The sequence below is a fragment of the Candidatus Hodarchaeum mangrovi genome (genome assembly GCF_975850365.1).
This window is the reverse complement of the sequence record NZ_CDLCQJ010000144.1, coordinates 20,685-36,777: the sequence shown is the minus strand read 5'-3', so window position 1 is coordinate 36,777 and position 16,093 is coordinate 20,685. Positions and strand designations below refer to the sequence as shown.

Genomic DNA, 16,093 nt, shown 5'->3' with positions numbered 1-16,093 from the left:
ATTCTACTCTTTATATTTATATTGGAGAAAAATTAATCCAATAATGATTAGGAATAAATCTAATAATAATATAAATGAAACGAAGACTTCAAATATTTCTTGGATGGTTGGAAGCTGCGCTAGGGTTGGTGTATATATTCCAAATCCATAAAAATCCGAAAAATCGTTAAAAATGGAAATTCCTATTGGAATTATCGTTTTTCTAGATAATCCTTTTCCAATAATAAGAGGTAAGATTAAAATTGATTGAATTAAGAGCAATGTATGTCCTATAATTACTATTTCAATATCCAGTGATCCAAAATTTGAGATTATTAAATATGTAATTATTGCTCCTCTTATTCCTTGAATATAGGCAAAAAAATTGTAATTTATGTATCTTTGATTATTTCCTTGAAATAGAACCCCTAATAAAAGCAATACGGCCATGGGGCAATCTGGTATTAAAATCCAGAGAAATATTGGGTATTCTTCAATACCAATTATTTCTATATAATAGATAAAGCCAATTACAGCCCCCATAGCATTACCAATAACTAATAGGAGTAATAGATATTTATTACTAAGAAAATTTAACTCCCAGATTTGTATACGATTTATTAAGGCTTTATTATTTAGTTTCAAGATGATTAAAATTAAAATCTATAACCTATAAATATCTAAAGACTAATTTTTAAGTAATATTTAATAAAATTACCAAATAATTTCCTCGAATTATTAGCATGGTGATTTCATACCTTGATTGATCGCGCTGTTTTATTTAATGTTTTTGACAGAAAAGGACCTGTTCCGATTTTTTTTGAAGGATTGAATGAAGAGGAAGCCAGATTTATCGCGTTACGATCACAAATGACACTCTCACAGATGAGTGCAGCTGAGGTTGATAATGCAGAGGCAATCCTTCCATTTTCAAATCTTGGAAAAATAGCTTTTATTTTATTATTTCAAACACCACAAGCTGATTCAGAAGCTTCAAATTGCACCTGTTTTCTTGCTTATATTGTACCTCAAGAGAAACAGGTTTTTTTGTATTCTAAGGTACCATTTCTAAAACTAAAAGCTGATTTAATTATCACAGAGCTTAAAAATAGTTTCATCTATTCTGGATCCAGTCCATTGTCTCCAAATCTAAAAAATTTGATTAAAGATTGGAACGTAACAGAGAAGGAAACAACAACAGAAATTCAGATTATTGAAAAGAAAGTGACTCTTTCGGAAAAGAGAGAGGGTGGAAGTATTGAGTTTTTCCTTTCTCAAGTTAGGAAAGATGAAGAACGAGCTATTGGGGCTCTTTTTCGTAGTCGTCCAGTGTTTGTAACTGGAGGGTCTGAAGTTTTGATTGATTTAGTGGTTCATAGTCTTGATTTTTTCGTACCTCATGCATCACTTAGAAAAATTAGCTATACGGAAAGCATTATTGACCCTTCTATGGCAGATATCATTGGTATTAGTAAAAATATTGTAAAAAATTATCCAAATGAAGTAATAATTGAATTGGATAAAAAGCAAGTGAAAAACGGAAAACCATGCATCTATTCAAAGAATTTAATAAAATTACTTCGAAAAAATCCTGAAAAATCTACAGAAATAGTCAAAAAGTCAACAAATAAACTTCTCAGAGTTGCTGGACAATTGATAGAGGTTTTTTCGCAACCAGAGGAACAACGAGAGGAAGAATTGGAAAGAATAAGAAAATCGAACGATCCAGCACTTGTTGAAGTAGCTGCTGAAATTGGAGCACAAAGAAATCCATTAATAAAAGAATTATTGTTAGCTAGTGTATCTAATCGATTTATTGATTGGATGGATACTTTGTAGGTAAAAAATGTTAAGAAGAGACTCCTAACATTCCTTTTGCCCAGTTTGGTGTAAAAACACCAATCCACATTAGTAATGGATAGATCATCATTAGAAAACGAGAACTTGTTGACCAAAATGCATCTGATAAAAATAAAGCAATTTGGATTCCAAGATCATTAATTAAGCCTGTGAATGCTGGAGGGTTAAGAATTTCAACCGTAAATCCTATAGAAAGTAATGTTTGAGCAATAAAGATCCAGAATAATCTTCGCCATGTTGGTGAATTCTGACGTAATAGTGAAATGCTAAGATAAAAGAATAACAGTGTCACAATCCAAAGTGGGAAAAGAAAAAGTATCCATAAAATGAAATTGGTTGTAATATCATGTTCTGGTGACCAATCAGAACCTGTATATGCAAATTGGAAGGGAGAAAAGATGATAATAGTAAGATATAACGTAATTACTAAAATTGGAGCAATTAATATCTTTTTTGAAGTATCTGGGAAAAATGAAAGTGTGAAAAAGTTCATCAAGATAATTGCTAATCCTGAAGAAATCCAAGCTAATGCTGCTGCAAAAAAAGCAAGTAAGAATATATTTGGTATTTCTGAAAATGAAAGAATTTCATATATTGGTGTAGAACCGATTGTGGGATCAGCTCCAGTTAGAAGCAATATTTGTTCAGTGGCTAGGAATAACATAGCTATTCCCCCAAATATGAGAACTAGGGCTAAAGACAATGTTTGGGGTTTCGGTGATCTCCGATAGGATAAAATTAACTTAATACCTAATAGAATCCACAGGATAATACTTATTGTAACAAATCCAACTCCAAGTAATTCAAGAGGTTCCATTTTGACTCACCAGATTTCTAAAAATATAAGATATTGACCTTCGATTTTATCAAAATCAAAGTATAAAAGGTTTCTTCCAAAGAATTTTAGAAAGATGTAGAATACATGCGGATCTAGTTATTCTCAGCATCTAACCAAAAGGTGTTAATTTATGTCGCGTTCTATTGAAGAAATTGCCCAAGAATTTGAAAAATATGCTATTCAAATGAATGAACAGCGATATAATCAAAAAGCAGGGCTTGAATATAACAAAGACAGAATGGAAGCAATATCACAAGTACTTTTAAATCTATCAAATGAATTTCTAAATTCTTATACAGAACCCCGTTCATTTTATCTGAATTGCATATCAACTATTGCTGATGCAAGGAAATTACCTATTGAAATATCAATATATGAGACACGAAATAGACTTATAGCATCTGATAAATTTCAATTTAATGAAAAACCTGTAAACTGGGGTTCATGGCGTCAATTTAATGCTCAAGCAAATAATAAAGATAGAAAGGATTTATTTGACGAGTTTATTATCAAAGCTCCTGAAATTGCTTCATTAATTGAAAAAAAATTTAATATTTCAAAGCAAGTTTATTCTTTATATGAAAGTAGCCCACTACAGGCATATTTAGAGAAGGAATTCATAAGTTATGATAATTTGATTGATCTTGTCACCAAGATAGGAGATGAATCAAAAAAACCTTTTCTAGCAGCAGCTGATCATTATGCTCCAGAAATTCTTGGTAAAGATCACTTTGAATACTTTGATGATTTTTATGTTGCTCGGGGAAAAATTTATTCTCCATTGAATAAATATTTTACTAAAAAAAATCCATTAAAAATTATTAGACAAATACTTGTTGATTGGGGTTTTGAAGAGAATTTGTCACGCATTTCTGTTGATAGTGAAGACCGAGAAAAAAAGTCTCCAAGTGCTTTTTGTTTTTCAGTTTCAGTTCCCAATGATATCAGAGTTATCTACAAGAAAGTTTCACCTTTCAGTGATTTCACTTCGATCTTTCATGAATTTGGTCATGCTATTCATGGATCTTCAGGAATACCTACTGATCCCTTTTGGGTAAGGTATCTGATTCCTATGTCCGTTGCTGAGACTTTTTCCATTTTTCTTGAAACTCTGTTAGAAAACCCGCTTTTCTTAGAAAAGGAATTGGATTTACCTGAAGAAGCAATTAACGAAATAATAGATCGAAGACATTTTATGGGTTTATATTTTCTTGTATTTTATTCTGCTAACAGTTTAATGAAACTGGAATACTGGAAACGGGATTATTCTATTGATCAAGCTTCTAGTGTTTGGGCAAATCTTACTAAAAGATTTTATTGGGAAATACCAGGAAATTATTGGTTACTTCATCATATCACTCCTAATTATGACTTATATGCTCCTTCCTACATTCTTGCTAGTATTAGAGCTTACGAATGGATCAACCAGATGATGGATGAATATGGAGAATTATTTTGGAGAGAAAAACAGGCTGGCGGTGTTTTTCATGATCTTGCAGCGACTAGAGGATTATTTGACTTATCTGTTTGGGATATGAATCCCAATCCATACTTGGAGTCTCAAATGGAGTTTTCTTACAACCAATTAAAGAATCCTGACACATAGATATTTATTGTTTAAAAATTGAATAGCTCCCAATCAATTTGCTCAATTCGTTGTAAAACCATTACTAAAGTTGGGAAATATATCGTTTGAGCTTCAATTGGAGTAACACCAAGTGACATATCAACTATTAAATCAAGACATAATTCAGCGTTTGTATAGATAGAATTGGTTTCACTTGAGGTGATATTTCCTTTAACCACATCTTGCCAAGTTTTTATTGAAGTCTCATTGAGGAGATGAGTTGAGATATTATCCAATATGGCATAGGTATAATTTGCTTCGATCTGAGTTATTGTGAAATTATCAGTTGCAGAAGTAAAATCATACGGAAGACTGTTAATAATACGTCCGATTGTTTCATTTAAGCTATTACTTCCTAGACTAAAAGAATGTATCGATTGATAAGTAGAGTTAAGTGCGGAGAAATAATCATCAATTACTCTAAATCTTTCTTGAGAGGTTTCTACAAAATCTCTAAGAGAATTGAAAAAATCATTTAACTGTTCTAATTGTTCAAAAACAATATTTGAACTTTGCTGAACATCAATGATGCTTTGCATTTCTAATAAACTGTTTTTCGTCTGATTTAAATAAAATTCTGTGCTTGCTAATCCTTGCTGTATAAACACCCATATTGGATCATAAATATTTGATGAATTTGCCAGATCAATATCTTGGAATAATGACATCGTTGAATTTAATTCTTGAAAAAGTAACGAAGCATTATCAACAGTATAAAGATATAATTTGCTAATAGAATAAAGATTCAAGCTAAAATCTACTAGATCATGAATAGGGATAAAAGAATTTTCTGAATTATTTGGAAGAGATGTTAAATTTATAGAAAGGATTTCATCCGCCAATTCAAATTCATTGCGAGCATTATTCAACAAATTTGATGAAAAATTAGAATGTTCATATAATTCAGTCAAAGCTAGGGTAAGTTTGTAAGTGCTATTAATCCATGGAACAATACTAGTAATAATCGTCATTAAAATTGGAACATCCATTTCAACCTCTTCCAAAAGCCCAGAAATTTCTCCAAAAACTGAATAATCGAGTCTTTGTTGGATTAAACCTATCAAATTTAATAATGGGCTTTGAGCTATTGTTAAATTGTTAATACCCTGCTGAATTATTGCTAGAGCATCACGCATTGTTACATTGTAATTTTCTTGCGATGAACTAGCACCAATATTCATTAAATCAATAGTTTGAAGAGAATTAAGTAATATTTCAAAACTTAAGGCAAATCCATCCTGAAAATTATTAATAGTCCAAAGAATATTGGGAACATATGGGATAGAATCCGCTAGTACACTTGTTAAAGTTAAAATATCTTGAAGATCCTGTAATGGGATTCCAGAAACCTCTGGAATAAAATAGGGGAGAATAAAGGCTATTAATGGGTTTTCTGAAAATTGTCTAAATGAATTACCTGATTTTGCGAGATGCCATTGTGCAGATTGTATTAAAGTCATTAATTTCTCATAATTTTGGCCTAAATTATCTAAGAATTGTGGGTCAAACATTTCAATAGTCTGTGTCAGCCCGATGCTAGCATGTAGAGTACCTTCCGATCCTTTACCTAAAGCATGATAGGTTAATGGGATAATTAAGATTGAAACTAAAAACAAGGCAACAAAAAAGGATTTAACTACAATTCTACGCTTTAAACTCCAATTGTAAATTTCTAAAATTCCAGATAATGCTACAGCAATAGTAAAAGGAATCAAACATAATATTATTACATCAATAAATGGAACAATTAATGCTAAAATGTCGATCCCGAGAAATAAAGGAGGATTTCCTGCAGCTTGAAGAATTGTTTGATTTTTTAATATTCCAATCAAATTCTGACGTGAAATATTATTAAAAATCCCCCAGGGGTTTCTTACAGAGAGCATTCCAATGTGGATTAATGACTCGATGATTAAATAACTAGTTAGTATCGAAATAAAAGAAAGGGGTGCATGACGTGTTGATCTTTTAAAGATGGGGTAAATACAGGCTAATATTAAAAAAGTAGATAAGGCAAAAAGGTAGCTAAAGGTTGTCTCTAGTACCCATGATGGTAGAACGATGGTGAATAATGTAGGTAAAATAATACTTAATCCAAAAATAAGGACTTGACCTTCTGTAGTTTCAAGGAAAGGTTGAGATATTTGAGATCGTTCAATAATCTCGAAGTTTGAAGCATGATAAATTGTCTTAATTTTTCCTACTCCTTCTACAGCTGATGATTCAGGTTTAATTATCTGAATAAGGATATTAATTAATGCTTCAGTTCCAAGGTAATTATAATTCGAATCAATTCCCTCTAGAACTAAATATTCAAATTTATTTGTAAATATTAAGGAAATTGGACCTAGTTTTTCAAGGACAATCATTAAAATATGTATCTCTTGATCACTACGATATTTACTTGTTTTTTTGAACTGTAGATCTGATATTTTTCCTTTGTACAATTGATAATGGTTATTTTCACTGTGAGTGCGTAAAGCCCGAATTAATTTATCTTTTGGAAAGGAAGGAATTTCAACTCCTGGTTCAATTCCTTCAAGAGTATTAACCATAAATTTAAACTCCTCAGATCGATTCTCTGCTTGGAGTTTAAACTTAATTTCCCAATCTTGTGACATATTTTTTACTCCATGATGTGAAACAGATCAAAAAACAATTATGATACATTAATTGTTATGTCATCTTAGTATAAGATATTAACTGAATTTCAAGTAATAGATTATCTAGAATTAAATCAAGTAATTCATCTTATTCGACTTTTGTATAAAATAAAGGTCTATTTAAGAAGAATATCTTTAAATCTATTAATATAAGATCTAATCCCAATTTTGAATTATTAATCAAGGAACTTTGTGAGTGATTTACTTGAGTCAAAATATTTTAGGTTCAACTCCCGAAAAACATGTCCTAGCCGATTTTTTTGAAGCAAAATCAATTGTAATTGTCGGTGCCTCTAAAAAAGATCAGTCTCCAGGAAATATTGTCTCTCGGAACTTCATTGATAGTGATTTTGATGGAGATTTATTTTTTGTAAATCCAAGGCAGGGAAGACTTTTTACAAAGCCATTATATAATTCTGTCATGGATATCCCTTGGACTGTAGATTTAGCAATTATTGTGGTTCCTGCTTCAGTTGTTCCCAGTGTTACAGAGGAATGTGGGAAGAGAGGAATAAGGAGACTAGTCATTCTTAGTGGGGGATTTGGAGAGACAGGGGAAGAAGGCAAAATTCTTGAAAATCAACTAATTGCAGTATGTAAGAAGTATGATATTAGGTTTATTGGACCTAATTGTTTAGGGTTGTATGTTCCGAAGAATAAAATAGATACAATTTTTTTACAACGTGATAAAGTACAAAGACCAAGTACAGGACCTATGAGTTTTTTTACACAAAGTGGAGCTTTTGGTGCAGCTTTCTTATCCGAAATGTTTCATTTAGGATTTGGAGGTTGGATTAGTAAATTTATATCATTTGGGAATGCCACAGATATTAATGAAGCAGATATTCTTGAATATCTAGGTAACGATTTCGATACTCAAGTAATTTTAGGATATTTAGAAGGTTTTAAAAATGCTAGAAGATTTTTAGAGGCTGCAAAATTCGCTAGCATAAAAAAACCGTTTATTTTAATTAAAGGTAACCGGACAAAAGCTGGTGCACAAGCTGCTTCATCTCATACGGCATCAATTGCTTCAAATGATCAAATAGTTGATGATTTACTAAAGGATGCTGGTGTAATTCGTGTTGATGATTGGCAAGATATGCTTAATGCTGCAAAAATGTTTACACAACCGATGCCTAAAGGTAATCGTATTGCTGTCATATCGAATGGTGGAGGAGTTGCTGTTATGATTTCTGATTGTATAGGACTGGAAGGATTAGAATTGGCAGATTTCAAAAAAGAAACTGTTAATAGATTGGAAGAACTTCTTCCACGTTTATATGTCAAATCCAATCCTGTAGATTTAACTGGTTCTAGTACAAATGAACAATATTTTGCCACATTGAATGTTGTTAAGGAAGATATAAATGTTGATGCAGTTATTTTAGTTGTTTTGACTGCTCCTCCATATATTGATCCCAAAGATTTTGCAGATAGAATGGTGATATTATTAAAGGAAGAATCATGGATCAAGGAGAAACCATTCATTATATTAACCATGGGTGGAGAAGAGGCGTTAGTATTTGCGTCAAAAATGGAGAGATTAGGGATTCCAACATATGTACAACCTTCTGCTACTGTTAAAGCTTTAAGTCACCTAATTCGATATTCAAGCTTCTTAAGAAGAATGAAATCTCAATCACAAAAGAGTTAATTCCATTAGTTATTTTTAGAATGAGAGTTAAAGGCACATTATTCAAAATGGGTAAAAATTTTTGAATAGAAAAAGCTTTCAGTCTTAATTAAAAGATAGATTTTTAACAACTTATAAAATACGAATTTAACAAAAAATAAAGAATTGTAGAATGCAATTAAAATTAATTAATTGGAGTCGATTTTTTGGTTTTAAGAAAGAAAGTTAAAGGTCCGAAGTATGCATTCAAATTACTTCTTGTCGGAGAACCTGAAGTTGGAAAGACTTCTCTTATTAAAAGATATGTTGATAATTTTTTTAAAGAGGGTTACCAAATAACTTTAGGAGTAGATTTCCTATCCAAAACAGTTAATATCCCTAAACCTAAAACGGATGAAGATCAGGAGGTATCTTTCCAAATTTGGGATGTAGCAGGACAATCTTCGTTTACAAATTTTCGTCATCTTTATTTGAAGAAAGCTCATGGAGTATTTCTCGTTTTCGATCTTTCACGGCCTGAAACGACCTATCAAAAATTAGATAGATGGCTTGCTGACGTTAAGGAGCAAAGTCCTCAGGCTAAAATAATTGTAATTGGCAATAAAGAGGATATTGCAAAAGGAAAACTACCTGAAGATGAAACAACGATTTTAAAACGCTTCGATGCTAATCAATTTATTACAACATCCGCAAAAACTGGAGCTAAGGTTCAAGATGCTTTTATTCATATGGGTCAATTGATTCTTGGTGAATGAAAACATGGTATCATTTAATGAATTAGAAGCTTTTTTGGCTTTTTTTGCTTTCAGTTCATCAGGAAAATTGTTAATCAGTAAAGATTTTCGTTCAGAAAAAAATAGAGAAAATTTTCCTCCTGCTGCGATTCACACTCTTTTGACTTCAGCATATGAAGTATCTCAAAGTTTAAAAGAGGAATCGATTGATGAGGGCCAAATATACAATTTGGATTTTGCATCTATGAGAATTGCAGGAATTCTTCGAGCTGAAGGATTATTTTGTTTAGTAGCTGCAGCAAGTGCGTCTCTATTAGATATTGAATTTAAATTAAGAACACTTATGACACTTTTCTTAGGATCTTTTGGAGATAAAATCACTAAAAGAAGCGTTAGACTCTCAATTACAGAAAAAGAAATGTTCTATGAATCTTTAGATACAGTTATGACTGGAGAGTCTCGCTATATGTCTGAATCTATGAAAAAAACAGTTGATGAATGTCTATATGCATGGGTAACTAGTGATGATGCGATTCGTGGAGCATGTATTTCATCGTTTACGGGAGCAATTATTGTAAATAGAATGAATGTTGACATCTTGCCTGCTGCTGTTCGGGCTATTCGGGGTGCTTTTGCTTCTCATCTTGAAAAACCAAAGTATTTTATGGCAATATCTGGTGTCTCTAATATTTTTGTATATATACTTGGTGAGGGGTTGCTGCTACTCGTTGATGTAGAACCTAGTTTTTCACCAGCTAAAGCAGTTGAAAGAGTAGAACAAAAGGTCGATGAGATTAGAAATCTATTTACCTAAATCCTTCTCTCTTTTAAGAAGGGTTATTGATGAACTCCATAAAAGAAAGTTCAGTCTTTTTTCCTCTTATTTTTCATTTTCACCAACCTTACGGTAATTTTGATCATATCATAGAAAACGCATATAATAAAGCATATTTACCTCTTGTCAAATTAATACAAGAATATCCAAAGATAAAAGCACATTTTCATTTTTGTGGAAATCTTTTAAGTTGGTTAATAAACCATCACCCTGAATATCTTAAACAAATCCATTTTCTCCTCAAAAGAGGTCAAATTGAGATTTTAACTGGTGGATTTTACGAACCAATTCTATCCATGATATCTGATTATGACAAAATTGAACAGATTAAATTATTAAATGATTGGTGGAAAAATAGATATGAAATTGTTCCTAAAGGTATCTGGTTGGCAGAAAGAGTATGGGTACCACATTTACCAATTTTATTAAATCAATTGAAGTTAGAGTATACATTTTTAGATTCTCATTTATTATTAAAGCTCGGTTTTAAAGAAGAAGAAACGTACAATCCTTTTATTACAGAAGATCAAGGAAAAACTGTCATAATTTGTCCTATAAATGAAAATTTACGATACTTAGTTCCTTGGAAAAAAGTAGATAAAACAATTTCTTATATAAGAGACATCCGTGATCCCCAAACAGATAAAATGTTAGTTTTTTCTTCCGATGTAGAAAAGCTAGGAGAATGGCCTGCAGGAAATAAAACAACTTATGAAATATGCTATATAAGTGGATATGAAGGAAAACCATGGATGGAGGAATTTTTTGAATATATTTCTAATACAAACTGGATTAAGACCCCTTTATTATCCATGTTTTTAAAAAAAATTCCCCCATATCAGCTTGTTTATTTTCCTTCTTCTTCTTATGATAAACTGTCAATTTGGGCTCTTCCTGAACCTCTTAGGTTTAAAATTGAGAAAACAAATTTATTTTCAGAAAATCAAATCAAATATTATGTAAGCGGGTCAATTTTTAGAAATTTTTTGGTTAAGTACTCTCAAGCTAATATTATGCATAAAATTATGTTATATATTAGATATAAGCTTGATTCCCTGTTGGATAGGGAAATTCCAATTTCCAAAATGAAATATAATTTAATTTTAAGAAAAATTTTAGCAGCTCAATCCAATGATGCCTATTGGCACGGTTTATTTGGAGGTGTATATCTAAAACATCTGCGACATCAAATATACAAAAGTCTAATCGATGCAGATATTGAAATAGATAAAGAATTGAATTCTTTGGATGAAAATCACCAAATTGTATCAATAATAGACGTTTTATTGGATGGTTATAAAGATGGAATAATGAAGAACGAATATATATCCTGTTTTGTATCTTCAAAAAAAGGGGGTTCAATTTTTGCATTGTTTTTCAAAAAAGCTAGATATAATTTTCTCAATGTTTTAACCCCTGTGCAAGAATCTTATCACTCTTCAGAATTTTCAGGAATTATTGATCAATATGAAAAATGGGCGTTTCAGGATCATATTGTACCTAGGAATTCTACTCCTGAACAAATACAAAATAATAAATCTATTGATATTGGAGGTTTTATTAACAAACCATATCACATTATTGAGAATAAAAATGATCTACTTGCCTTGAAAAGAGTAGGAGAGGTTCGATTACCTGAAGGTCAAGTACCAATTAAAATAATCAAAAAAATTCGACTAGAAAAGAATGAGATCAATGTAAACTATTCAATAACCGTTTCTTCTAGGTATAACACGTTAAATATTGATTTTGTTCCAGAAATAAATTTAATCTTAAATTCTCATCCATATAAAACTAAAATTATAGCTAAGAACGAACCAATATGTATCGAGTCAACATCAACTCATGAAAATATGGATTCAATCGATTTTCTAGATATGAATGAACAAGAAATGGTTTGTTTAACGGTTTTATTTGGCGAGTCTTGTTTATGCACTATCACTCCAATTTTTTCATTCATCGTAGGTGGATTAGGTTGTGAAAAAAAATATCAAGGAACTTCTATTTTTCCCCAATTTCCTATTTTAAGTAATAATACTAAATTGACGGTGAAATTAATTTTAAAAAATCTAATAGAAGCCTAAAAATATATAATTTTACTTTTAGAATTATTTAGCTTAGGATAAATAATAAAAGGACGATACCAATAAAAAGTAGAAATCCACTTCCAAAGGTAAATACAAAATCCATAATCAATCTTATCTTACTTACTGCTGCATTCACTTATTCTCTGGGTACATATGATACTTAAGGGTTAATAAACTCTTCTATTCTTGATTCTGAATCACTCTTAAAAGATCATTCTATTAAAATGAAAAAATTTGACAATTGATGGAGTGTTTTGTTTTTTAATCCTAAAATTCATAACGATTAGAAATCTCAAATAATAACCTAGTAGCTTACATGACATGAAAATTAAATAATAGATTAAATATGTAGAAATTTATATAACATAGCAAAATCGAAATATTTCATTCCTCCTCAGTCTTAATATTAAGATTGACTGATTTTAAGAAAGAACTCATCTTACAGGGCAATTATTGTCATTTTATTGATATATTATCTGAAAGGTGCCATTTATAAAACTAGAAATTATGGAAACAGAGAATTCAGAGTTAATCAAGGATCTTCAAATGAATAACATATCAGTTATAGCAGGTTAGAAGCTAATTGGGACTAATTTATATATATCTGCAATAATTAAACATTTTGATAAATAGTTGTTGATAGAGCAAGACCAAAAGCTAAAAAATAGGATAAGAATGATCTATGGGTGATAAATTATTGTTGTTATAAGTCAAATCTGGATTCAATGTATTCAATGTTCGCAGATTATTGGACATTGTCATTTAAGGATTGGAAGTGAGTTAGAACCCGAATTAGGAGGTAGTCTATATACCGCTCTAGTTGTTGCTCTTTCTGAAGTTGAAGAAAAGAGTGAGTACTTAATGTCTGGAATTTATGGGTATAAAATCCCAGACAATGAAGGGATAGGATTATTTACGGTTCAAAAAAATAGATTCCGCATTTTTTTTCTTTGTGAGGGGCTATATGGAAGCGGGGTCCCATCTATCAAAGGTAAATTATCAAATAATCTTGAAAAATTGTTTAAATCTCTCGAAAGGCATTTTACAAAAGATTTTTGCTATTTATTGCATCGATTTGAGGAAAGAGACACATTTTGGTTTGAATTAATTTATTCCTGTGGTTTTGGAGAAAATATTCCTCTTGATGAATTAGAATATATTTTTCCAATTCAATTTCTTCAAATAAAAACAAAAATCTCTGGGAAAGAAATTGATATTGATACCGTGGAAACTGTAGAATTAGGTTCATTAGGATTTGGATGGCGAGGAGTTCATGAATTTTTAGCAAAGCACATTCAAGAAATATTTAGTAAAGCACAATTCAGTTTTCTCCTTTATCAGACACTTTTTATCCAATTAAGTGAGTTTGTACAAGATTTTACTCCAAATACAATAATCCTTACTTATCAAGCAGGGCATTTACAGGAAAATATTGTACTAGTAGCTTTTCTCACGTTAAATGAAAATAATATAAGTATTCGTTATTGTTTACCTATTTCCTCAGATTTAGAGGTGATAGGTAGTAGATCTATTCATTCCTATTTGAGGTCTTTATTTTTAGAACCTCAACCTACATGATTTAGTTATAAATGCTTTTTAGGGGTTTCAAATTGATTTGTTATTTTTTTCTTTAAAGATAAAAATTAAAAACTACAAACTTTTTTATAGTGCGAACAAGAATGACAAGAACTTTTCAAGAAGATTTCTCACGCATAATTGATTTAATTCAAATTTGTCTTTCTGAAGAAATAGAAAAAGGAATGGAAGTTCCATCTAATTCATATTTTCAAGAATTATTAAAGCAAGAAAACATATTTTTACTAATTCATGAAGAAGAGAATAATATAGTAGGCTTTGTTTTATTAGAAGGAGAGATAAGAGGATTTCCTTCATCAATCATGATGATTGGTGTAGAACCATTATATCGAAGAAAAAAAATAGGATCAACTCTATTAAGAGCAGTAATTGATCTTGCTAGAGAAAAAAATTGGACAAAGATCAAGATTTTAGTACGTCCCAATAATTTTCCATTGAGATGTCTTATCACTCAATTAGGTTTTATCCCAGAAGGTTTATTGAGAAAGGAACTCTTTAAAGAGGATATTATTACGTATGCATATTTTCCCCTCTAATTAAGAAAAACTTTTTAGGATTGGCAAAATGCCTCAATCATCTCATTTCTGGTTAAATTATAATTTTTTAACCAAATCCCTTATCATTGTAATATTTTGGTCCACTCCACCTTTAATTTCTAAATTATGGGTTGGAAGTGGTGTATTTCCAGGAATATATTATGGGTTTTTACGTTATGGTTTGGGTTTTGCTACTCTATTCTTATTTATACTATTAAAAGGAAAATTTATTTTTTTTTGGAAATCTATTAGAGAAAAAAGTTGGAAACATATCATTTGTGCATCTTGGCTTATTGTAATGATTATAGGCCAGAATTTTTCAGTTTTTTTTATACTAGGAAGTAGTAGTTCGATTTTATTGAACTTTAATCCAGTTTTTATATATTTACTTTCTCCCCTTTTATTTAGCGATGAGTATTATTCAAATAGAAAAAATATAGGCATTTTAATTTCAACCTTGGGGATTTTTTTAGTCTTTTTTGCGTCTATGGAAAATTATAAGGAATTTAATCCACAATTCTTCATAGTAGGAAATATTTTAGGAGTATTATCTGGAATAGGCTGGGCTGGGTATTCATTATCACTAAAGTGGTTATTTAAAGAAAAAGAATCGGAAGAAATAACCTCTATTAATTTATTAATTGCTACAATTATATTATTTAGCTTAAGTATCTTTTTGGAAGGTAATTTGATACCTCCGATTAATGTATTTACTGTTTCAAGTTTATTTGGACTAGTAATAATAGGAGTAGGAGCTGCGGCTCTAGCATTTACTCTTTATTTTGAACTAGTCCAACAATACGGGGCATCTAATGCAGCAAATATTCAGTTCTTAATTCCTCTATTCTCACTTTTTTTTGGATTTATATTTATAGGGGAGTTTTCAATTCTCACGATGATTGGAGGGATAATATCTGCTATAGGGTTGATTTATATAACTAAAAGCTCCTAATTAAACATTTAGGCTCAGGATACTCCAATTAAAACCAAACCTGCACCTAAGGGGTATTAGATTCTGCACTGTATTGAATTATTCCTTAAATAAATAGCTAAAATTATGATTGCTTAAATAATACCTTCCCTTTGCAATATCTCACGAGTAAGTAATTCAAAAGCTTCTCTAATATTAATGTCAGCTAAGGCTGAGGTCTCTAAATATTTAATTGGTTTAAATTCAGGAATTATCTCATCCTCCAAATCATCATAAGCTATGCGTATTTGATCCTCAAGGTCTGATTTATTCCCAATTAAAATAGAAGGAACTTGATCTTTTCCTAAATTTTTTTCAATCTGTTCTTGCCACTCATATAGTTCATCTAAAGTTTCTGGCCGTGTTAAATCAAAAACAAGCAATGCTCCATTAGCTTTTCGGAAGAATATTTCACGTAATGCCTGAAAACGTTTTTGACCAGCTACATCATAAATAATGAGATTAACTAAATTTCCATTGACTTCTATATGGCGATTGGAAGGATCGAGTCCAATTGTTAAAAGGTAATTATGCTCAAACCGGTCTTCGATATATCTTCGAACGATCGATGTTTTTCCTACTGCACCTGCTCCACATACTATTATTTTGAGATGATATTTCGCTTTTTGTGATGTCTGAACATTCATAGCTATCACATATACCATGGAGTTTGTTGAACATTTATATTTGAGGAGAATATCGTGTTTTTTAAACAATATCAAATAACGAGCA

The 16,093-nt window shown here is 30.7% G+C and carries 13 protein-coding genes; 9 read left to right on the top strand and 4 right to left on the bottom strand.

Annotated features, from left to right (window positions below; genetic code table 11):
* Positions 1-3 precede the first annotated feature (3 nt).
* On the bottom strand, positions 4-624 hold the full coding sequence (locus ACWVCY_RS13810; protein WP_455143525.1) for a DUF1405 domain-containing protein: 621 nt from the start codon (positions 622-624) through the stop codon (positions 4-6).
* 114 nt (positions 625-738) lie between these two features.
* Between ACWVCY_RS13810 and ACWVCY_RS13805 the strand changes: the two genes are divergently transcribed.
* The gene (locus ACWVCY_RS13805; protein WP_455143524.1) at positions 739-1,818 is read left to right on the top strand and encodes a hypothetical protein; all 1,080 of its coding nucleotides are present in this window, start codon (positions 739-741) and stop codon (positions 1,816-1,818) included.
* Between the two features lie 10 nt (positions 1,819-1,828).
* Here the strand turns inward: ACWVCY_RS13805 and ACWVCY_RS13800 are convergent, their stop codons facing one another.
* Positions 1,829-2,656 carry a hypothetical protein gene (locus tag ACWVCY_RS13800; RefSeq protein WP_455143523.1) on the bottom strand — a complete coding sequence of 276 codons (828 nt, stop codon included), beginning with the start codon at positions 2,654-2,656 and terminating at the stop codon, positions 1,829-1,831.
* A 151-nt stretch (positions 2,657-2,807) separates the two neighbouring features.
* On the opposite strand from ACWVCY_RS13800, the gene ACWVCY_RS13795 reads away from it, so the two are divergent.
* The gene (locus ACWVCY_RS13795; RefSeq protein ID WP_455143522.1) at positions 2,808-4,283 is read left to right on the top strand and encodes a M3 family metallopeptidase; all 1,476 of its coding nucleotides are present in this window, start codon (positions 2,808-2,810) and stop codon (positions 4,281-4,283) included.
* An 11-nt stretch (positions 4,284-4,294) separates the two neighbouring features.
* Here ACWVCY_RS13795 and ACWVCY_RS13790 read toward each other — a convergent pair whose 3' ends face one another.
* Positions 4,295-6,925, bottom strand: a complete 2,631-nt coding sequence (locus ACWVCY_RS13790; RefSeq protein ID WP_455143521.1) for a hypothetical protein — start codon at positions 6,923-6,925, stop codon at positions 4,295-4,297.
* A gap of 247 nt (positions 6,926-7,172) precedes the next feature.
* Between ACWVCY_RS13790 and ACWVCY_RS13785 the strand changes: the two genes are divergently transcribed.
* The 7 genes from ACWVCY_RS13785 to ACWVCY_RS13755 all read left to right on the top strand — a co-directional run bounded on the left by ACWVCY_RS13785 (position 7,173) and on the right by ACWVCY_RS13755 (position 15,343).
* Positions 7,173-8,624: an acetate--CoA ligase family protein gene (locus ACWVCY_RS13785; RefSeq protein ID WP_455143519.1), complete on the top strand. Its 1,452-nt coding sequence runs from the start codon at positions 7,173-7,175 to the stop codon at positions 8,622-8,624.
* Positions 8,625-8,809: 185 nt separating this feature from the next.
* The gene (locus ACWVCY_RS13780) at positions 8,810-9,358 is read left to right on the top strand and encodes a Rab family GTPase (RefSeq protein ID WP_455143518.1); all 549 of its coding nucleotides are present in this window, start codon (positions 8,810-8,812) and stop codon (positions 9,356-9,358) included.
* 4 nt (positions 9,359-9,362) lie between these two features.
* Complete coding sequence (locus ACWVCY_RS13775; protein WP_455143517.1) at positions 9,363-10,151, top strand: hypothetical protein; 789 nt, start codon at positions 9,363-9,365, stop codon at positions 10,149-10,151.
* 29 nt (positions 10,152-10,180) lie between these two features.
* Positions 10,181-12,256 (top strand): alpha-amylase/4-alpha-glucanotransferase domain-containing protein, encoded by a 2,076-nt coding sequence (locus ACWVCY_RS13770; protein WP_455143516.1) that lies wholly within the window; start codon positions 10,181-10,183, stop codon positions 12,254-12,256.
* Between the two features lie 864 nt (positions 12,257-13,120).
* Positions 13,121-13,837 (top strand): hypothetical protein, encoded by a 717-nt coding sequence (locus ACWVCY_RS13765; protein WP_455143515.1) that lies wholly within the window; start codon positions 13,121-13,123, stop codon positions 13,835-13,837.
* A gap of 101 nt (positions 13,838-13,938) precedes the next feature.
* The gene (locus ACWVCY_RS13760) at positions 13,939-14,391 is read left to right on the top strand and encodes a GNAT family N-acetyltransferase (RefSeq protein ID WP_455143514.1); all 453 of its coding nucleotides are present in this window, start codon (positions 13,939-13,941) and stop codon (positions 14,389-14,391) included.
* Between the two features lie 28 nt (positions 14,392-14,419).
* A complete protein-coding gene (locus tag ACWVCY_RS13755) occupies positions 14,420-15,343 on the top strand; it encodes a DMT family transporter (protein WP_455143513.1) in 924 nt (307 codons plus the stop codon).
* Between the two features lie 113 nt (positions 15,344-15,456).
* Here the strand turns inward: ACWVCY_RS13755 and ACWVCY_RS13750 are convergent, their stop codons facing one another.
* Positions 15,457-16,008: a Rab family GTPase gene (locus tag ACWVCY_RS13750; RefSeq protein WP_455143512.1), complete on the bottom strand. Its 552-nt coding sequence runs from the start codon at positions 16,006-16,008 to the stop codon at positions 15,457-15,459.
* Positions 16,009-16,093: the final 85 nt, after the last annotated feature.